Below are 20017 nucleotides of genomic sequence, written 5' to 3'. Positions count from 1 at the left end.
TGGCGGATAGATGCGACAAGAGGAGTCAAATTAAGGCTAAATAAAGCTTAAGTAATTTGCCTGTAACAACATTCGACTATTCGATAGGTCAACCAGAAAGAACTCCGGTATAAATATCTTCTCTTGTTCCCTTCGCAGATTCTAATCTGATCAGGTTCAACGGATCCCGAATTAACGGTCTCAGCCTTATGGCACTCCGACAAGTGATATCAGTATATAAAAACGGCCTGGTTAAACCAAGCCGACCTGTTTAATTTTTAACTACTTTGCTAGCTGCGCATCAATAATTGGAAACCGATCCACGCAACAGAGATGCTCAGCACCACATTTAATAAAATATTTAACCCCATCTTAAAAAATGCACCTTGCTGCATAAGCAAAACATTATCCATAGAAAAGGTGGAAAACGTCGTCAGTGCCCCTAAAAAGCCTAAACCAATCACTTGTCGCCAAGGTTCTGTTGCCAACAGTTCATTGTCGAACGCAGCAATCAACAAGCCCATGATAAATGAACCAACCACATTAACAGTTAGCGTACCGTATGGAAAACCACGCCCCAATAAAATGACACACAGTTCAGATATCAAGTAACGAGAACACGCACCGAAAGCACCACCTAGTGCAATAAAACCAAGAATGGAAAACTGCCCCATAATTCCCCCAACACTATTGATGACGATATTGTAACCAAAACTAAAGCAATATTGATGGTGAAATTTTAGAATTCGACAACGTATTGCATTTAAAACACGCTGAGATTAAAAAAGTTACAGGAGTCACTTTACTTCAATATACCCCATCAAACCGGTTTTCATATGCTCAATAACATGGCAGTGATACATCCAACGTCCAGGGTTGTTAGCAACAAAGGCAGCTTTGGCACTGCCATTTTTTCCAAGTAAAACCGTATCGGTATGGAACGGTTCGTCAAGTTTCTTGCCATCTAACTCAAGAACAGTAAATGTATGCCCATGAAGATGAATAGGATGATGATATTGAGTAACGTTCTTCAAATTGAAGATATAGGTTTTTCCAAGTTCCAATTTTGAAAGTGGTGCTGGGATATTATCTTTACTCATTCCCTCCCAAGCTCGTTTGTTCATCAGCCAGAATTTAGGTATCGCTTTGCCCGATTTATCGGCAGGAGTGATCGCCCCCTCCCATTCAAACACATAATCGATTTGCTCCGCATTTTCCAAATCAAGATCAGGCACAGGGTTGAGAGGCAATAAAGGCAGTTTCTTGTTGCTTGGCAGGTCAGACTCAACAACTTCAAACTCACACAAAGAGAATGGGAAGCGCCCTTTCATTTGACGCACATAAACACGCTCTCCAGCCTTCGGAGCAATCAATCCGATATCCAATCTCATTCCCGGACCAATTTTGTGTTGAGTGAGCCTATAAGGCGTTTTAACTGGGTTGCCATCGATGGCAATAACCCAAGCCTCTGTGCCTTCAATCGCGATCGGATAGGTAATGGTGTTATCGACATTAGCAATTCTTAATCGCGTAGTCGCGTTCTGCTTCAGCGTATAAACAGGCTCATGAATACCATTGACGCCACTCCACTCTCCTGGCGTTCCCATACGTGCACTCAAGCGCGGCACCATTAGATTCTTCCACTGTCCTTGCTTGTCTAAATGCCAATGCTTGAGGACGACTTCATGCTCTTCATCAAACTGAACAGGCTCAGCCTCTTCAACAATTATTAGCCCAACCAACCCCATACCAAGCTGCTTAACGCTGTTCATGTGTGGGTGATACCAAAACGTACCTGCATCTGGCGGAATAAACTCATACGTAAAAGTCTCTCCGGGCATGATAGGAGCCTGGCTTAAAAACGGAACTCCATCCATTTCAATAGGAATCCTCAAGCCATGCCAATGAATCGTCGTCGGCTCTGATAGCTTATTGATGAAGTTGATTGTTACCTTTTCCCCTTGTCGGCAACGAATTATCGGTGCAGGTATACGCCCATTAAAAGCTAATACCTCAGTATTGAAACCGGGCACTAGTTCAGCCGTAGAAGGCTCTGCAGTTAGATCGTAAATGTAATGCCCGTTTTTATCTTGCTGCCGCGATAAAGTACAAGCTGGTAGAACAGCTAGAGTAGAAATAGCCAAAGAAGATTGAATAAAGCGACGACGAGAGATATCCATGAATAGTTACTCATTAATCCAGATGAGTCGAGTGTAACTAAATATAAATAATGATTCTCATTTATTGCTAACATTTCGGAGCTCTTGGTTATAACGACTAGTCTAATAGGTTGGTGAGTTAATAAATACTTACAAAGAGCAGCAGGCAGCAGAAAGGCATATAGGTGGGATGAGAGGACACATGCATAGTGTCAAGCAGATACAAAAAAGGCTCTGACCTAAGTCAGAGCCTTGATATATGGCAGGGGTGGAGAGATTCGAACTCCCAACACGCGGATTTGGAATCCGCTGCTCTGCCAATTGGAGCTACACCCCTTTAGAATTCTTATATTCTAGATTTGACAAAACCTCGCATAGGCGAGGTTGTCGATATTAAGTGGCGGAGTGGACGGGACTCGAACCCGCGACCCCCGGCGTGACAGGCCGGTATTCTAACCAACTGAACTACCACTCCGCAGTGGTATCACTCGCTTGTAATCAGCAAGTGTCCATAATTTAAAGCCTGGCGATGTCCTACTCTCACATGGGGAAGCCCCACACTACCATCGGCGCTATTTCGTTTCACTTCTGAGTTCGGCATGGAAATCAGGTGGGTCCAAAACGCTATGGTCGCCAAGCAAATTCTTTAATTCGGAAAGCTGTTTCTTAATTCTCGTTCTTACACATTCAACGTTCTTTCATTGAGTCCATCAAAACCCCTTGGGTGTTGTATGGTTAAGCCTCACGGGCAATTAGTACAGGTTAGCTCAACGCCTCACAACGCTTACACACCCTGCCTATCAACGTCGTAGTCTACGACAACCCTTTAGGATACTTAAAGTATCAGGGAGAACTCATCTCAAGGCTCGCTTCCCGCTTAGATGCTTTCAGCGGTTATCGATCCCGAACTTAGCTACCGGGCAATGCGTCTGGCGACACAACCCGAACACCAGAGGTTCGTCCACTCCGGTCCTCTCGTACTAGGAGCAGCCCCTTTCAATTCTCCAACGCCCACGGCAGATAGGGACCGAACTGTCTCACGACGTTCTAAACCCAGCTCGCGTACCACTTTAAATGGCGAACAGCCATACCCTTGGGACCGACTTCAGCCCCAGGATGTGATGAGCCGACATCGAGGTGCCAAACACCGCCGTCGATATGAACTCTTGGGCGGTATCAGCCTGTTATCCCCGGAGTACCTTTTATCCGTTGAGCGATGGCCCTTCCATTCAGAACCACCGGATCACTATGACCTGCTTTCGCACCTGCTCGAATTGTCATTCTCGCAGTCAAGCGGGCTTATGCCATTGCACTAACCTCACGATGTCCAACCGTGATTAGCCCACCTTCGTGCTCCTCCGTTACGCTTTGGGAGGAGACCGCCCCAGTCAAACTACCCACCAGGCACTGTCCGCAACCCCGATAAGGGGTCGACGTTAGAACATCAACACTACAAGGGTGGTATTTCAAGGACGGCTCCACGCAATCTAGCGACTGCGCTTCAAAGCCTCCCACCTATCCTACACATGTAGGGTCAATGTTCAGTGCCAAGCTGTAGTAAAGGTTCACGGGGTCTTTCCGTCTAGCCGCGGGTACACTGCATCTTCACAGCGATTTCAATTTCACTGAGTCTCGGGTGGAGACAGCGTGGCCATCATTACGCCATTCGTGCAGGTCGGAACTTACCCGACAAGGAATTTCGCTACCTTAGGACCGTTATAGTTACGGCCGCCGTTTACCGGGGCTTCGATCAAGAGCTTCGACCGAAGTCTAACCCCATCAATTAACCTTCCGGCACCGGGCAGGCGTCACACCGTATACGTCATCTTGCGATTTTGCACAGTGCTGTGTTTTTAATAAACAGTTGCAGCCACCTGGTATCTGCGACTCTCAATAGCTCCATCCGCGAGGGACTTCACCGTCGAGAGCGTACCTTCTCCCGAAGTTACGGTACCATTTTGCCTAGTTCCTTCACCCGAGTTCTCTCAAGCGCCTTGGTATTCTCTACCCGACCACCTGTGTCGGTTTGGGGTACGATTCCTTACAATCTGAAGCTTAGAGGCTTTTCCTGGAAGCATGGCATCAATGACTTCACATCCGTAGATGCTCGACGTCGTGTCTCAGCCTTAGAAAGAGCCGGATTTACCTAACTCTTCAGCCTACGCACTTGAACCTGGACAACCGTCGCCAGGCCCACCTAGCCTTCTCCGTCCCCCCATCGCAATTGTAAGAAGTACGGGAATATTAACCCGTTTCCCATCGACTACGCCTTTCGGCCTCGCCTTAGGGGTCGACTTACCCTGCCCCGATTAACGTTGGACAGGAACCCTTGGTCTTCCGGCGAGGAGGTTTTTCACCCCCTTTATCGTTACTCATGTCAGCATTCGCACTTCTGATACGTCCAGCATGCGTTACCACACACCTTCAACCGCTTACAGAACGCTCCCCTACCCAATACTCAAAGAGTATTGCCGCAGCTTCGGTTTACTACTTAGCCCCGTTACATCTTCCGCGCAGGCCGACTCGACCAGTGAGCTATTACGCTTTCTTTAAATGATGGCTGCTTCTAAGCCAACATCCTGGCTGTCTGAGCCTTCCCACATCGTTTCCCACTTAGTAGTAATTTGGGACCTTAGCTGGCGGTCTGGGTTGTTTCCCTCTCCACGACGGACGTTAGCACCCGCCGTGTGTCTCCCGGATAGTACTTACTGGTATTCGGAGTTTGCAAAGGGTTGGTAAGTCGGGATGACCCCCTAGCCTTAACAGTGCTCTACCCCCAGTAGTATTCGTCCGAGGCGCTACCTAAATAGCTTTCGGGGAGAACCAGCTATCTCCAGGTTTGATTGGCCTTTCACCCCTAGCCACAAGTCATCCGCTAATTTTTCAACATTAGTCGGTTCGGTCCTCCAGTTGATGTTACTCAACCTTCAACCTGCCCATGGCTAGATCACCTGGTTTCGGGTCTATATCCAGAGACTGAACGCCCAGTTAAGACTCGGTTTCCCTACGGCTCCCCTAGATGGTTAACCTTGCCACTGAATATAAGTCGCTGACCCATTATACAAAAGGTACGCAGTCACAGGACAAGCCTGCTCCTACTGCTTGTACGTACACGGTTTCAGGTTCTATTTCACTCCCCTCACAGGGGTTCTTTTCGCCTTTCCCTCACGGTACTGGTTCACTATCGGTCAGTCAGTAGTATTTAGCCTTGGAGGATGGTCCCCCCATATTCAGACAGGATATCACGTGTCCCGCCCTACTCGATTTCACTGAATATGCGTCGTCAGTTACGGGGCTATCACCCTGTATCGCCAAGCTTTCCAGCTTGTTCACCTAACGCGTATAAAGCTTAAGGGCTAGTCCAATTTCGCTCGCCGCTACTTTCGGAATCTCGGTTGATTTCTTTTCCTCGGGGTACTTAGATGTTTCAGTTCCCCCGGTTCGCCTCGTTATGCTATGTATTCACATAACGATACTTACTTATGTAAGTGGGTTTCCCCATTCGGAAATCCCAGACTCAAGTGGTTTTTACTACCTAATCTGGGCTTATCGCAAGTTAATACGTCCTTCATCGCCTCTGACTGCCAAGGCATCCACCGTGTACGCTTAGTCACTTAACCATACAACCCGAAGGAGTTTCGAGTTGATGTTCAAATCACCAAAGTTGTCTCTCATTATTTGAATGAGCGAGAGACATTTCGATTTTGCCGGACTCAAATTCCAAGAACACTTGAATGTGTTTTTAGTTGTATTCATAAATGAATACTTTGAGAACTTTACAAACAACAATAAATTGTTGTTTTGTCAGCTTTCCAAATTGTTAAAGAGCTAATCACTTCTAATGAAGTAACCATTTTTAAAAGCACTCATTGAATGCGCTTAAAGATGGTGGGCGATACCGGGCTCGAACCAGTGACCCCCTGCTTGTAAGGCAGGTGCTCTCCCAACTGAGCTAATCGCCCATTGTTTCAAAATATGGTGGAGCTATGCGGGATCGAACCGCAGACCTCCTGCGTGCAAGGCAGGCGCTCTCCCAGCTGAGCTATAGCCCCATATTTTGAGTTTTAATTCCTAATGGAAGGAATGGTGGGTCGTGCAGGATTCGAACCTGCGACCAATTGATTAAAAGTCAACTGCTCTACCAACTGAGCTAACGACCCAATGGTATCCCGTAGGGGAGTCGAACCCCTGTTACCGCCGTGAAAGGGCGGTGTCCTAGGCCTCTAGACGAACGGGACACTGGATTGAAGAGTTTGGGAACTCTTCTTCTCTTTACTTTATAAACCGTATCAATCTGTGTGGGCACTCATCGCAATAATCATCGTATAAGGAGGTGATCCAGCGCCAGGTTCCCCTAGCGCTACCTTGTTACGACTTCACCCCAGTCATGAACCACAAAGTGGTAAGCGTCCCCCCGAAGGTTAAACTACCTACTTCTTTTGCAGCCCACTCCCATGGTGTGACGGGCGGTGTGTACAAGGCCCGGGAACGTATTCACCGTGGCATTCTGATCCACGATTACTAGCGATTCCGACTTCATGGAGTCGAGTTGCAGACTCCAATCCGGACTACGACGCACTTTTTGGGATTCGCTCACTTTCGCAAGTTGGCTGCCCTCTGTATGCGCCATTGTAGCACGTGTGTAGCCCTACTCGTAAGGGCCATGATGACTTGACGTCGTCCCCACCTTCCTCCGGTTTATCACCGGCAGTCTCCCTGGAGTTCCCGACATTACTCGCTGGCAAACAAGGATAAGGGTTGCGCTCGTTGCGGGACTTAACCCAACATTTCACAACACGAGCTGACGACAGCCATGCAGCACCTGTCTCAGAGTTCCCGAAGGCACCAATCCATCTCTGGAAAGTTCTCTGGATGTCAAGAGTAGGTAAGGTTCTTCGCGTTGCATCGAATTAAACCACATGCTCCACCGCTTGTGCGGGCCCCCGTCAATTCATTTGAGTTTTAATCTTGCGACCGTACTCCCCAGGCGGTCTACTTAACGCGTTAGCTCCGAAAGCCACGGCTCAAGGCCACAACCTCCAAGTAGACATCGTTTACGGCGTGGACTACCAGGGTATCTAATCCTGTTTGCTCCCCACGCTTTCGCATCTGAGTGTCAGTATCTGTCCAGGGGGCCGCCTTCGCCACCGGTATTCCTTCAGATCTCTACGCATTTCACCGCTACACCTGAAATTCTACCCCCCTCTACAGTACTCTAGTCTGCCAGTTTCAAATGCTATTCCGAGGTTGAGCCCCGGGCTTTCACATCTGACTTAACAAACCACCTGCATGCGCTTTACGCCCAGTAATTCCGATTAACGCTCGCACCCTCCGTATTACCGCGGCTGCTGGCACGGAGTTAGCCGGTGCTTCTTCTGTCGCTAACGTCAAATAATGCAGCTATTAACTACACTACCTTCCTCACGACTGAAAGTGCTTTACAACCCGAAGGCCTTCTTCACACACGCGGCATGGCTGCATCAGGCTTGCGCCCATTGTGCAATATTCCCCACTGCTGCCTCCCGTAGGAGTCTGGACCGTGTCTCAGTTCCAGTGTGGCTGATCATCCTCTCAGACCAGCTAGGGATCGTCGCCTTGGTGAGCCCTTACCTCACCAACTAGCTAATCCCACCTAGGCATATCCTGACGCGAGAGGCCCGAAGGTCCCCCTCTTTGGCCCGTAGGCATCATGCGGTATTAGCCATCGTTTCCAATGGTTATCCCCCACATCAGGGCAATTTCCTAGGCATTACTCACCCGTCCGCCGCTCGACGCCGTTATCGTTCCCCGAAGGTTCAGATAACTCGTTTCCGCTCGACTTGCATGTGTTAGGCCTGCCGCCAGCGTTCAATCTGAGCCATGATCAAACTCTTCAATTTAAGATTTTGTTCGGCTCAATGAATACTGAACATTACATAAAGTAATGTTTGAATTGACTGTGCTGAATCCGAAGATTCAATGGTCACTTCGTTTCATTGAAACCTAATTTGAAACCGAAGTCTCTAATTGGATTATCATCAACGAGTGCCCACACAGATTGATAGGTCTATATTGTTAAAGAGCTTTCCTGTTGAGCTTTGCTCAAAACAGGACGGCCATTTTAGCGAGTTAAAGTTTAGTGTCAATCACTTTTTTCAAACTTTCTTCAAGCGTTTTCGCTTGGCTAATTTGGCTTGCTAACTTGGCTTTCGTTTCTTTCGAAGCGTGCCGTGTCAGCGAGGTGGCATTATAGAGATTGCGATCACATTGGCAAGCCCTTTTTCACGTTTTTTTTGATTTTTTTATCGTTTGGGTGTTTTTTATTCTAAAAGGCGAGTTTTCACTACTATTCTACCTCCATGTCCCCAGTAATCGCCCCTAATAAGGAGAAAAGATGAGCTCAATTAGAAGCTACAAAGGTATAAAGCCTGAACTTGGTGAGCGTGTTTACGTTGACCCAACCTCTGTTTTAGTCGGTGATATCCGAATTGGCGATGATTCTAGCATTTGGCCATTGGTAGCGGCGCGAGGCGATGTAAACCACATTCACATTGGCGATCGAACGAATATTCAAGATGGTAGTGTTTTGCATGTCACCCATAAGAACGCCGAAAACCCAAACGGCTACCCATTGATTATTGGTAATGACGTTACGATTGGCCACAAAGTGATGCTTCACGGTTGTGAGATCCACGATCGTGTTTTGGTTGGTATGGGAGCTATTGTTTTAGATGCTGTTGTAATTGAGTCAGAGGTGATGATCGGAGCAGGCAGTTTAGTGCCACCTGGGAAAGTATTAGAAAGTGGCTACTTATATGTTGGAAGCCCAGTAAAACAAGCTCGCCCTCTATCAGAAAAAGAACGAGCTTTCTTGCAAAAGTCTGCCAACAACTATGTGCAGAACAAAAACGACTACTTACATGAAGTAGAAGACTTGAACTAAAGGTCTATTAGCCGATGATAATATGGCCTTCTTCGTTGAAGGCTTCATCTTCTATTAACTCTTCTGCTATTTCTTCCAGATCAAATCGGTAGTCAATAAAAGCAGAGAGCACGGCCTGCTCCGTATCTAACTCTGAGCCAGATAACTTTTCTAACTTTTGTTTCGTCACAAAGCATTCTATTAGTGCGCCTGATTGTTGCGCCGCAAAGTTTACTGATTGTGATACTTCATCCCATGATTGCATGTCTGGGAATAAGATGGATTGATTCATCGCTTATTGACCTTCAAGGTTCTTTCTTAATTCACGCAAAATCTGTTTGGCTCCAGGACGAAGACCGCGCCATAACATAAAACTCTCAGCAGCTTGGCCAACTAACATACCTAAACCATCATAAGCATGTGCCGCACCGTGTTGCTTAGCCCATTGGTTAAATGTGGTATCACCTTTGCCATACACCATGTCGTAGCTTGTACTATTGGCGGCGAACACCGAGGAAGAGATCGCAGGTAACTCACCACTCAATGATGCAGACGTAGAGTTGATTACGACGTCGTACTCTTCAGCAATGGTATTCATCTCTTTTGCTGTAACAGGGCCATACGCAGAAAACAATTCTGCCAATTCTTCGGCTTTGGAAAATGTACGATTAGTTATCGTTAGAGATGTTGGTTTTTGATCGAGCAATGGTTTAATCACTCCTCGAGCGGCACCACCAGCTCCTATGATCAGGATGCGTGCGCCTTCTAAAATGACTTGATGTTGCAACAAGTCCTGCACTAAGCCTGCACCATCAGTGTTATCACCAATGATTTCACCATCATCAAGCTTCTTAAGTGTATTCACTGCTCCAGCAAGCTGAGCACGCTCGGTCAAACGGCTGGCAAATTGATAGGCATCTTCTTTAAAAGGCAAGGTCACGTTACAGCCTTTGCCGCCGTCAGCAAAAAATGCTTTCGCCGCCTCGATAAATCCACCCACAGGCGCACATTCTGCGGTGTATGTTAGGGACTGATTAGTTTGGCGAGCAAAGAGTGTATGGATAAATGGCGACTTGCTGTGCCCAATAGGGTTACCAAACACGGCGTAACGATCGATTTGCAGGGTCATTTCCTTACCTTTATTCCTTACTTAGATATAGAGAAAACAGGGCCATCTGATTACAGATGACCCTATCACTATCTATCTATATAGAAAAGGAGATTCCGTGCTTACCATTCGCGTGGTTTCAGGTATCGATCGTAAAGTTCGGCTTCAGGCGTTCCTGCTTCTGGTTCGTAGCGGTACTCCCATCGCGCTAACGGCGGCATCGACATCAGAATCGACTCGGTACGCCCACCACTTTGTAAACCGAATAAAGTGCCACGGTCGTACACTAAGTTGAACTCAACATAACGACCACGACGGTAAAGTTGGAATTGACGTTCGCGTTCGCCATATTCGATGTCTTTACGGCGAGACACAATCGGCAAGTAAGCTTGGCAATAGCCTTCACCCACCGCTTTGATGTAATCAAAACACTTATCAAACTCCCAGTGATTCAAATCATCAAAGAACAAACCACCAACACCACGAGTTTCATTTCGATGTGGCAAGAAGAAGTACTTATCACACCACGCTTTGTGTTCAGCATATACTTCTTCACCAAATGGGGCACAGATTGCCTTAGCTGTATCGTGCCATGACTGACAATCTTCTTCGAAAGGATAGAAAGGAGTCAGGTCGAAACCACCACCAAACCACCAAATTGGTTCTTCGCCCTCTTTCTCGGCGATAAAGAAACGCACATTCGCATGAGAAGTTGGGACGTAAGGGTTTTTGGGATGGATAACCAAAGAGACCCCCATCGCTTCAAAACGGCGACCCGCTAGCTCCGGACGATGTGCCGTCGCAGATGCTGGCATTTCTTTCCCTTCTACATGCGAGAAGTTCACCCCACCTTGCTCGAAAACAAGGCCATCACGCATAACACGTGAGCGCCCACCGCCACCAAGACGTTCGCCCGGTTCACGATGCCATGCATCCTCGACAAAGACGGCCTCTCCATCTTCTTGTTCTAACTGCTGACAAATGGAGTCCTGAAGTGACATCAGGAACTGCTTTACGGCGTGCTTATCGATTGCTGACATACGTTATTACCTATTACGTGATACCGGTTGATGACTGGCAAGCAGGGTTAGCCCTGTCTTAATATTTGTGAAGTCTTGGCGTCACGAATCTCGCTGGGTTTATCACGGCCGCTGGTTTCACCACGAAGAATGGCCACCAGCTTATCACCCAATTGCTGCTCTACCTCTTCCGTGTTCATACACGGTGGCAAGCCGGAAAGATTCGCGCTGGTAGAGGTTAACGGCTTTCCGAATGCATTACACATCTTTTGAACCAAAGGATGATCAGTCACACGAACTGCAATTGAATCAAATTGCCCTGAAACCCAGTTGGAGACTTTATCGCTCGCTGGCATGATCCAAGTGTATGGACCAGGCCAAGTTGCATGAACGGTCGCTAATTGTTCTGGAGTCAGTTGAGATTCATCAATATATGGCAAGAGCTGCTCATAACTTGCAGCGATCAGAATCAGCCCTTTTTCCACCGGGCGCTGCTTGAGCTCCAGCAGTTTTTGAATTGCTTCTGGGTTATCTGGATCGCATCCGACACCAAAAACCCCTTCTGTTGGGTAGGCAATCACTTCGCCTTGTTGTAGTGCGTTGAGCACTTGTTCAAAGTTATCCACCGATTACTTCCTGATTGTCTGACTGTATTATTTTCACTAAGTGTACAAATATTCATTCTCAGACACTAAAGCAATTTTTTTATAAAATGTATCAATAGCCTCAACAACAAGACGCAAACGTTTGCTTGAGATAAAAATCCCCGTATAATGCGCACAAATTTATCAGCTCACCTAATTTTGCAGCTTGAAGGAGTTTGAGATGAAAGTCGGTATCATCATGGGTTCTAAATCCGATTGGCCAACCATGAAACTAGCAGCAGACATGCTGGATCAATTTGGCGTGTCTTACGAAACAAAGGTGGTGTCAGCTCACCGTACTCCTCAACTATTAGCCGATTACGCTAGCAGCGCGAAAGAACGCGGCATCAAAGTGATCATCGCAGGTGCCGGTGGTGCAGCTCACCTACCGGGAATGGCGGCAGCCTTCACCAGTTTGCCTGTACTTGGCGTTCCGGTTCAATCTCGCGCACTAAAAGGCATGGACTCTCTGCTATCTATTGTACAAATGCCAAAAGGCATTGCCGTCGGTACGTTAGCGATTGGCGAAGCGGGCGCTGCAAACGCAGGCATCTTAGCGGCACAAATCCTAGGCACTCATGACGAAAGCATCATGGCGAAGGTAGAAGCGTTCCGCAATGAACAGACGGAAACCGTACTGGCTAACCCAAATCCAGCTGAGGATTAATCAGATGCATGTACTGGTTCTTGGTGCGGGTCAATTGGCTCGAATGATGTCTCTGGCTGGTGCGCCACTGAACATCCAAATCTCGGCTTACGATGTCGGCAGCGGTAACGTTGTCCATCCTCTTACCCAACAGGTGCTTGGTCATGGTTTGGAAAATGCCATTGAACAAGTGGATGCGATCACCGCAGAATTCGAACATATTCCTCACGATGTACTCGACATCTGTGAATCAAGTGGCAAGCTCCTCCCTAGTACCGCAGCCATCAAAGCAGGCGGTGACCGCCGTGTTGAAAAAGCGCTACTCGATAATGCTGGCGTGCGTAATGCCAAGTACTACGTGATTGAGACACGTGAAGATTTTGAACGCGCAATTGAACATGTTGGCATGCCTATGGTGCTGAAAAGTGCATTGGGTGGTTACGATGGTAAAGGCCAATGGCGCTTGAAAGAAACGGCTCAGATCGAGACGATCTGGGCAGAAATGACGGAGTGCATTGCAGCAACACCAACTCAAGCCATTGTGGCTGAGGAGTTTGTTCCTTTTAACCGCGAAATATCACTTGTAGGTGCTCGCGGTAAAGATGGCAGCGTTGAAGTGTACCCTCTAGCAGAAAACGTTCACATCAATGGCGTACTGAGCTTATCCACCGCAATTGATGCGCCAGAACTTCAAGCGCAAGCCAAGCAGATGTTCACCGCTGTAGCTGACAGCCTGAATTATGTTGGCGTACTGGCATTAGAGTTCTTTGATGTCGATGGCACACTGTTAGTGAATGAGATTGCCCCACGCGTGCACAACTCTGGTCACTGGACACAGCAAGGTGCAGAAACGTGTCAGTTCGAGAACCACCTGCGCGCCGTATGCGGCTTGCCGTTAGGCAGCACCAAACTGATTCGCGAAACCTCGATGGTGAATATTCTTGGTGAAGATACGTTGCCAGAAGCGCTTCTCGCCATGGATGGTTGTCACATCCATTGGTACGGCAAAGAGAAGCGTGAAGGGCGAAAAATGGGTCACATCAACGTATGTGGTGACTACCCAGGAGAATTACACCGTAGGTTGTGCGCTCTCGCGGATGTCTTAGATCCAATGGCATTCCCAGCCGTGCACGAGTTTGCGAAACAAGCATAACGCTAAAATCTAGCCCCAAAAACCACAAAGGGTCGCACGATGCGACCCTTTTTAATTCCTTTGATGTATTTACCCTTGTTGGGTGTGCTGGCACTTACGATTGGCACATTGCAATTTCACACCACTGGCGAGTTTCTTCTCCACCAACAAAGTAAAACCACATTCTTCGCATCTCCCTTTAACCGGAGGGAGATTCACTGCAAATTTGCATTTAGGGTAGTTATCACATGCGTAGAAAGCTTTACCAAAGCGCGTCTTACGCTCAACTAAATGACCTTTACCACATTCAGGACACGCGTGTTGCTCTTGCGGCTGCTTTTCTGGCTCAGGTTGATTAATCGACTCAATATGATGACAAGCCGGATAGTTACTGCAACCAACAAACATACCATAACGCCCTTGGCGTAATACCAACTCGTTACCACAATCTGGACAAGGAACGCCAAGCTCTTTGACAATGTGGCCATCATTGTTATGCAGGGCTTTGATGTAATCACAGCTTGGGTAGTTGCTACAGCCAAGAAAGGGACCGTGTTTGCCATGTTTGAGGATCAACTCACTGCCACATTTAGGACACGGCTCGTGTTCCAATGCGTGTTCATGGGCAGAGAAAAGGGTGTTGTCGATTTTACTACTCATACTTACCGTTTCGTGAAAAACACACCAAAAAACAAGCTCGCGTTCTTGCTAGCTAAACTCGAACTTGCCTAGATTGGGTTAGTGAAGAATCCCTTGTTCCTTGGTGTACAACAGCTCTTCCATTAGCGTATAAGCGTTTTCATTACCAGGCACATTAAACAGCACCATCAAAATGATCCATTTGAGGTCTTCAAGCTCAAACTCGCTCGTTTCTAGACCCATCACTCGGTCAATCACCATTTCGCGAGTTTCTGTGGTTAACACATTGATTTGCTCGAGAAACAATAAAAACCCTCGGCATTCCAAATCTAAACGCTGCATCTCTTTCGCTGTGTAGATACGAGTTGATGACGAAGCCATGCAAGTCGAGATTGCAGAAGAGGTGTCACTTTGCTGCAATGCGGCAAGCTCTTCTAACCAGACAAGGGCTTTGTAGATATCTTTTTGTTGGAAGCCTGCACGGAGCAGCTCTTCTTCCAACTCGTCTTGTTCGACCTGTAACTCTGCATCGCTATGGATGTAGGTTTCGAATAGATACATCAGTATATCCATCATCATAGCTAGCCCCTCCCCTTTCGAATATAGCCACCTGAAACCGCAACGACATGCCCAGAGAGTTCTAACTCTAAGAGCTGCATCATGACTTCCTGGACAGGTATATTGGTCCTGTTTGCAAGAATATCAACCGGTGTAGCTTCACTTCCTACGTTAGCTAACAGCTGAGGAAATGGCAATTCTTCTTCATCATTTAACGTAGAAAATAAATCGGTACTCTGATTAATAGACCAATCAAGCAAAGACTGTATTTCATCTAAGACATCTTTCGTCTTTTCTACGAGGCAAGCACCATGGCGTATCAACTGGTTGCCACCGCTGGCATTAGGGGCATTTATCGAAGCTGGCAGCGCAAACACTTCTCGACCTTGCTCAAGCGCGTAACGAGCAGTAATTAACGAGCCACTCCTTTCCGCCGCTTCCACAACTAACACACCTAGCGATAATCCGCTAATAATGCGGTTTCGACGCGGGAAGTTTTCCGGGCGCGGCTTGGCGTTGGGGCGAAACTCAGACACCAAAGCCCCATGTTCAATAACACGTTGCGCTAAACCACGATGACGTGCCGGATAAATATTTTCTAAGCCAGATCCTAGCACCGCAATCGTCTTACCTTTTGCTTGCAACGCACCATCATGCGCATGGCCATCAATGCCTAAAGCGAGACCACTGGTGACAATAAAATCGTGCTGAACAAATTCTGCGGCAAAGTGGCGTGCATGCTGTAAGCCATCAATACTCGCATTTCGGCTGCCAACCATTGCTATCTGTGGCTGCGAAAGACAAGTAGAATTTCCTTGAACAAAAAGCAGAGGTGGCGGCGCAACGATTTGTTTGAGTTGAGGTGGATAAAGCGGGTCAGTCAGTGTCAGGATATGATGATTTGTAGAAGCCTCAAGCCAACTTAAACAGGCATCAACTTCTTTATCTGTTGAAGCCCAAGCTTGAATTTGCTTGGTTGTTAACCCAAGTTGTTGTAGCTGTTCGGGAGAGAAGTTTACGATGTTACGCGGCGTGTCTCTTGCCAGTAGCTTATTCATTTTGACCCCGCCAATGCCTGGTAAACAACTCAGTTTTAACCAGGCAGCGAGATCATCGTTATTTCGTCGATTCATCGATGGTTAATTCGTTCGCCAACGGTGACACCACCGAAACATCTTGGTTAATGGGTTTCGTACTGTTAGTGATCAGTGCCAAGCTAAAGTACTGATACGGACGAATCACAAGCAATTCGCCAACTTTACTCTGTGGCAGAGTAATTTTCTTATCAAGCACGCCAAACTCTTTCTTGAACTCATCGCCGTCTTTGTAAACTGGGTGCGCGTCTTCTTTTAAATCAAACACACTGCCTTGTTTCAGATTGTCTGACGTGCCTTTATCAATCACCACGACTTGGTTAGTTGAACTAAAGCGAATACCTTCGATATTGCCCAGCAACTTTGCAGAACTGCCTTGTGGCGACGGCATAGGGTAGAACGTTGTTGTGAAGTCAGTGTTCTCGACTGATTGATTTGGCAACGCGATATCGTTACGCAGGATTTCTTGCAATTGAGACGTGATCTTCAAACCAGAATAATCGCTCGAAGCTTCAACGAGCTCACCTTTGGCAATCAAACGCAGCGCGGTGATCTCTTTAGACACATCGTCACGCGAGAACGTTTCTACTGGTCGGTAAATAGCCCAGCCTGTCGCGGTCTGCTTGCCATCGATGTACAGCACATCTTCTGCTGTCAGATACTTACTGCCTTTGCTGCTACCCATCACTTTTGCTGCACTATTCAACGCATCTTGATCCAGCAATCGATCCGATTTGAGGTACGGCATCACCAAACCTTCAGCAACGGTTGGCACCGCTTTCTTTTCTGTGATGCGTGCTTTCGGGCTCAGCTTCTTTACCGGTTTTAGGCTCAATACGGGCTGACCGTTAATCCACACCAAAGACAGCTTGTCACCGGGATAAATTAAATGAGGGTTGTCGATTTCCGGGTTTACTTGCCATAAACGAGGCCACAACCACGGGCTATCCAAGTACATGGCCGAAATATCCCATAGCGTATCGCCCTTCACGACTACATATGTTTGTGGCGCATCATCTTTAACAGTCAGTGGGTTTGCATCCACATTTGCTACAGCGTTGAAAGAGAAAAGTAACTGCAACGTAACACTGGCAACGTTGCGGAAAATTCGATTCATGACCCTCGTCCTTGGTCTATTAAGCAGGAACCAGAATGGAAATTGGTGCAAGGATGCTGTCATTTAGGCTATAAAATGTCTAGAATTGAGCCAACAAGGTTTGTGCTGTTTCGGCACAGTTCAATATTTCGAGTGAATATGTCTGTATTACAAGTATTAACATTCCCGGATGATCGCCTGCGCACAGTCGCAAAGCCTGTTGAAGCGGTGACGCCTGAGATTCAAAAAATCGTCGATGACATGATTGAAACCATGTACGACGAAGAAGGTATTGGCCTTGCTGCAACGCAGGTTGATATCCACAAACGTATCGTAGTGATTGATATTTCAGAAACTCGCGATGAGCCGATGGTGCTAATCAACCCTGAGATTCTGGAAAAGCGTGGCGAAGATGGCATCGAAGAAGGCTGTCTGTCGGTACCAGGTGCACGCGCACTTGTGCCTCGCGCTGCAGAAGTTACCGTTAAAGCACTGGATCGTGATGGCAAAGAGTTCACCTTTGAAGCCGACGACCTGCTAGCGATTTGTGTTCAACACGAGCTTGATCACTTACAAGGTAAGCTGTTCGTGGATTACCTATCGCCACTGAAACGCAAACGCATTCAGGACAAGCTAGCGAAAATCAAACGCTTTAACGAGAAGCAGCAAAACGCTTAATCTCGAACCATACCAATTAGAAGGAAGCCTACCTTGAGTCAGTCTTTACGTATTGTCTTTGCAGGTACTCCGGATTTCGCCGCCCGTCACTTGGCGGCGTTGTTGTCTTCGGAGCATGAAGTCATCGCGGTTTACACAAACCCAGATCGTCCAGCGGGTCGTGGCAAGAAATTGGCTGCGCCACCGGTAAAACAACTGGCGCTGGAACACAACATCCCGGTTTACCAACCTGAAAGCTTTAAGTCCGACGAAGCGAAACAAGAACTTGCCGATCTGAACGCCGATCTCATGGTTGTCGTGGCGTACGGTATGCTACTACCACAAGCGGTTCTTGATACCCCTAAACTGGGTTGTATCAACGTACATGGTTCTATCCTACCTCGTTGGCGTGGTGCGGCTCCAATCCAACGCTCTATTTGGGCGGGCGATGCAGAAACTGGCGTGACCATCATGCAGATGGACATCGGTCTCGACACAGGAGATATGCTGAAGATTGCAACGCTGCCAATCGAAGCGACAGATACCAGCGCTTCAATGTACGAAAAATTGGCTGAGCTTGGCCCAGAAGCCCTGATTGACTGCCTAGCAGACATCGCAACAGGTAAAGCTGAGCCAGTGAAGCAAGATGACGAGCTTGCAAACTACGCGAAGAAGCTAAGCAAAGAAGAAGCACGCATTAACTGGAATGACGACGCGGCACACATTGAGCGTTGCGTTCGCGCATTCAACCCATGGCCAATGAGCCACTTTGAAGCGGCTGAAAACAGCATCAAAGTATGGCAAAGCCGTGTGGCGGAACAAACCAGTGACAAGCCAGCGGGCACTATTGTGCAAGCAGATAAAACTGGTATTTATGTTGCGACAGGCAACGGCGTACTGGTGCTAGAACAACTGCAAGTTCCTGGCAAAAAAGCCATGTCAGTTCAGGATATTCTGAATTCGCGTGCGGCTTGGTTTGAAGTTGGTACTCTGCTGGTTTAAGCCATACTAGGGGTTATCATCCCCAATAATACGAACTTTTAGAGGGCAGAGATGCCCTCCTTTACTTTAAGGTACTCATCATGAATGTTCGCGCTGCGGCTGCTAACGTCCTGTATCTTGTCGTCGACAAGGGCCACTCACTTTCAAGCGCTCTTCCAGCGGCTCAACAAACGGTACGACCTCGTGACCACGCTCTGCTACAAGAGATCTGTTACGGTGCGCTACGTTACCTACCTCGCCTAGAAATGATTGCAAACCAGTTGATGGATAAGCCGCTAAAAGGCAAACAACGCGTTTTCCATCACCTTATTTTGGTAGGCATTTATCAACTAAGCTTCATGCGTATTCCTGCGCATGCTGCAGTCGGTGAAACGGTTGAAGGTACCAAAGAGCTGAAAGGTCCTCGTCTACGCGGTCTTATTAACGCTGTATTGCGTAACTACCAGCGCAACCAAGAAGAACTCGACCAAATGGCGGTCAGCAACAACGCTGGTAAGTACGGTCACCCAAGCTGGTTACTAAAACTGCTGCAAGAGGCCTACCCACAGCAATGGGAAAGCATTGTTGAAGCGAACAACCAAAAAGCACCAATGTGGCTGCGTGTGAACCACCAACATCACACTCGTGATGAATACCTTGCGCTACTCAAAAATGAAAACATTGATAGCACGCCACACACAGAAGCAATGGACGCCATAAAATTGGCCGCACCATGTGACGTGATGAAGCTACCTGGTTTTGATAAAGGTTGGGTTTCGGTCCAAGATGCGGCAGCGCAGCTTTCGATCAACTACCTAAAACCACAAGACGGCGAACTGATTTTAGATTGCTGTGCTGCGCCAGGTGGCAAGACGGCGCACATTCTAGAGCGCACGTCGGGCAGTGAAGTGGTCGCAATTGACTGCGACGACACACGCCTGAAACGTGTGCATGAAAACCTGAAGCGTCTCAACCTTCAGGCAAAAGTGGTTTGCGGTGATGCGCGTAATCCACAAGAATGGTGGCAAGGCGAGCAATTTGATCGCATTTTGCTGGATGCCCCATGTTCTGCGACTGGCGTGATTCGTCGTCACCCAGACATCAAATGGCTACGTCGTGCAGACGACATCGCCGCATTAGCAGAGCTACAAAGTGAAATTTTTGATGCCATGTGGACGCAACTGAAACCCGGCGGCACAATGGTTTACGCGACTTGTTCAATCACACCGCAAGAAAACGTGGAGCAAGTAAAAGCGTTTTTAGCACGTACCGCGGATGCGCAACTGCTGGATTCTGATCCCGACCAGCCTGGTCGTCAAATTCTACCAGGCGAAGAAGACATGGATGGTTTCTACTACGCAGTGCTAAGCAAAACACACGCGTAACAGCATGCTAAATAGGGCG

Annotated in this window: 16 protein-coding genes, 6 tRNA genes, 3 rRNA genes and 1 riboswitch; of the genes, 6 read left to right on the top strand and 19 right to left on the bottom strand. The window is 47.6% G+C overall.

The genetic code is table 11. The features are described from left to right. Positions 1 to 110 precede the first annotated feature (110 nt). A riboswitch (TPP riboswitch) is annotated at positions 111 to 209 on the bottom strand. 60 nt (positions 210 to 269) lie between these two features. The 11 genes from crcB to VEA_RS02285 all read right to left on the bottom strand — a co-directional run bounded on the left by crcB (position 270) and on the right by VEA_RS02285 (position 8017). Further along, complete coding sequence (crcB, locus tag VEA_RS02335; protein ID WP_012841275.1) at positions 270 to 653, bottom strand: fluoride efflux transporter CrcB; 384 nt, start codon at positions 651 to 653, stop codon at positions 270 to 272. Positions 654 to 776: 123 nt separating this feature from the next. Further along, positions 777 to 2159: a multicopper oxidase family protein gene (locus VEA_RS02330; protein ID WP_006743062.1), complete on the bottom strand. Its 1383-nt coding sequence runs from the start codon at positions 2157 to 2159 to the stop codon at positions 777 to 779. Positions 2160 to 2398: 239 nt separating this feature from the next. After that, positions 2399 to 2475 (bottom strand) — tRNA-Trp (locus VEA_RS02325). Positions 2476 to 2536: 61 nt separating this feature from the next. Beyond that, positions 2537 to 2613 (bottom strand) — tRNA-Asp (locus tag VEA_RS02320). A 46-nt stretch (positions 2614 to 2659) separates the two neighbouring features. Further along, positions 2660 to 2776 (bottom strand): 5S ribosomal RNA (gene rrf / locus VEA_RS02315). 93 nt (positions 2777 to 2869) lie between these two features. Continuing rightward, positions 2870 to 5758, bottom strand: a 23S ribosomal RNA gene (locus VEA_RS02310). Positions 5759 to 6024: 266 nt separating this feature from the next. Further along, a tRNA-Val gene (locus VEA_RS02305) sits at positions 6025 to 6100 on the bottom strand. 14 nt (positions 6101 to 6114) lie between these two features. Next, positions 6115 to 6190, bottom strand: a tRNA-Ala gene (locus VEA_RS02300). 32 nt (positions 6191 to 6222) lie between these two features. Further along, a tRNA-Lys gene (locus VEA_RS02295) sits at positions 6223 to 6298 on the bottom strand. A gap of 2 nt (positions 6299 to 6300) precedes the next feature. Beyond that, positions 6301 to 6376, bottom strand: a tRNA-Glu gene (locus VEA_RS02290). Between the two features lie 88 nt (positions 6377 to 6464). Next, positions 6465 to 8017: ribosomal RNA gene (locus tag VEA_RS02285) — 16S ribosomal RNA — on the bottom strand. Together the 16S, 23S and 5S rRNA genes with 6 tRNA genes alongside form the textbook arrangement of a ribosomal RNA operon. 494 nt (positions 8018 to 8511) lie before the next feature. On the opposite strand from VEA_RS02285, the gene VEA_RS02280 reads away from it, so the two are divergent. Next, entirely contained in the window at positions 8512 to 9060 is a 549-nt protein-coding gene (locus VEA_RS02280; RefSeq protein ID WP_012841274.1) for a gamma carbonic anhydrase family protein, read from the top strand. A gap of 7 nt (positions 9061 to 9067) precedes the next feature. On the opposite strand, the gene VEA_RS02275 is transcribed toward VEA_RS02280, so the two are convergent. From VEA_RS02275 to tsaC, 4 genes are all read right to left on the bottom strand, one after another. After that, the gene (locus VEA_RS02275; protein ID WP_012841273.1) at positions 9068 to 9331 is read right to left on the bottom strand and encodes a DUF1488 family protein; all 264 of its coding nucleotides are present in this window, start codon (positions 9329 to 9331) and stop codon (positions 9068 to 9070) included. Positions 9332 to 9334: 3 nt separating this feature from the next. Next, positions 9335 to 10168, bottom strand: a complete 834-nt coding sequence (gene aroE / locus VEA_RS02270) for a shikimate dehydrogenase (RefSeq protein WP_006742932.1) — start codon at positions 10166 to 10168, stop codon at positions 9335 to 9337. Positions 10169 to 10269: 101 nt separating this feature from the next. After that, entirely contained in the window at positions 10270 to 11187 is a 918-nt protein-coding gene (gene hemF / locus VEA_RS02265; protein ID WP_006742931.1) for an oxygen-dependent coproporphyrinogen oxidase, read from the bottom strand. A 47-nt stretch (positions 11188 to 11234) separates the two neighbouring features. After that, entirely contained in the window at positions 11235 to 11792 is a 558-nt protein-coding gene (gene tsaC, locus VEA_RS02260; RefSeq protein WP_012841272.1) for an L-threonylcarbamoyladenylate synthase type 1 TsaC, read from the bottom strand. A 199-nt stretch (positions 11793 to 11991) separates the two neighbouring features. On the opposite strand from tsaC, the gene purE reads away from it, so the two are divergent. Next, positions 11992 to 12477, top strand: coding sequence for a 5-(carboxyamino)imidazole ribonucleotide mutase (purE, locus tag VEA_RS02255; RefSeq protein ID WP_005394016.1), 486 nt, complete (start codon positions 11992 to 11994; stop codon positions 12475 to 12477). Between the two features lie 4 nt (positions 12478 to 12481). Beyond that, the gene (locus VEA_RS02250; RefSeq protein ID WP_012841271.1) at positions 12482 to 13609 is read left to right on the top strand and encodes a 5-(carboxyamino)imidazole ribonucleotide synthase; all 1128 of its coding nucleotides are present in this window, start codon (positions 12482 to 12484) and stop codon (positions 13607 to 13609) included. Positions 13610 to 13678: 69 nt separating this feature from the next. Here the strand turns inward: VEA_RS02250 and VEA_RS02245 are convergent, their stop codons facing one another. The 4 genes from VEA_RS02245 to VEA_RS02230 all read right to left on the bottom strand — a co-directional run bounded on the left by VEA_RS02245 (position 13679) and on the right by VEA_RS02230 (position 16996). Further along, positions 13679 to 14248, bottom strand: coding sequence for a DNA topoisomerase family protein (locus VEA_RS02245; protein WP_012841270.1), 570 nt, complete (start codon positions 14246 to 14248; stop codon positions 13679 to 13681). 78 nt (positions 14249 to 14326) lie between these two features. Further along, positions 14327 to 14806 carry a DUF494 family protein gene (locus VEA_RS02240; protein ID WP_005379074.1) on the bottom strand — a complete coding sequence of 160 codons (480 nt, stop codon included), beginning with the start codon at positions 14804 to 14806 and terminating at the stop codon, positions 14327 to 14329. A gap of 2 nt (positions 14807 to 14808) precedes the next feature. Further along, positions 14809 to 15918 carry a DNA-processing protein DprA gene (gene dprA, locus VEA_RS02235; protein ID WP_006742929.1) on the bottom strand — a complete coding sequence of 370 codons (1110 nt, stop codon included), beginning with the start codon at positions 15916 to 15918 and terminating at the stop codon, positions 14809 to 14811. After that, a complete protein-coding gene (locus tag VEA_RS02230) occupies positions 15902 to 16996 on the bottom strand; it encodes a LysM peptidoglycan-binding domain-containing protein (RefSeq protein WP_012841268.1) in 1095 nt (364 codons plus the stop codon). Before VEA_RS02230 ends, dprA begins: the two co-directional genes overlap by 17 nt. Positions 16997 to 17134: 138 nt before the next feature. On the opposite strand from VEA_RS02230, the gene def reads away from it, so the two are divergent. The 3 genes from def to rsmB all read left to right on the top strand — a co-directional run bounded on the left by def (position 17135) and on the right by rsmB (position 19998). Continuing rightward, the gene (gene def, locus VEA_RS02225) at positions 17135 to 17653 is read left to right on the top strand and encodes a peptide deformylase (protein WP_005379068.1); all 519 of its coding nucleotides are present in this window, start codon (positions 17135 to 17137) and stop codon (positions 17651 to 17653) included. A 33-nt stretch (positions 17654 to 17686) separates the two neighbouring features. Continuing rightward, a complete protein-coding gene (gene fmt, locus VEA_RS02220; protein ID WP_006742927.1) occupies positions 17687 to 18634 on the top strand; it encodes a methionyl-tRNA formyltransferase in 948 nt (315 codons plus the stop codon). Between the two features lie 80 nt (positions 18635 to 18714). After that, positions 18715 to 19998 (top strand): 16S rRNA (cytosine(967)-C(5))-methyltransferase RsmB, encoded by a 1284-nt coding sequence (gene rsmB / locus VEA_RS02215; protein ID WP_006742926.1) that lies wholly within the window; start codon positions 18715 to 18717, stop codon positions 19996 to 19998. Positions 19999 to 20017: the final 19 nt, after the last annotated feature.

The sequence above is a fragment of the Vibrio antiquarius genome (assembly GCF_000024825.1).
Classification (GTDB): Bacteria; Pseudomonadota; Gammaproteobacteria; order Enterobacterales; family Vibrionaceae; genus Vibrio; species Vibrio diabolicus.
Note: the sequence above shows the minus strand (reverse complement) of the source record. Positions and strands in the feature narration are given on the sequence as shown.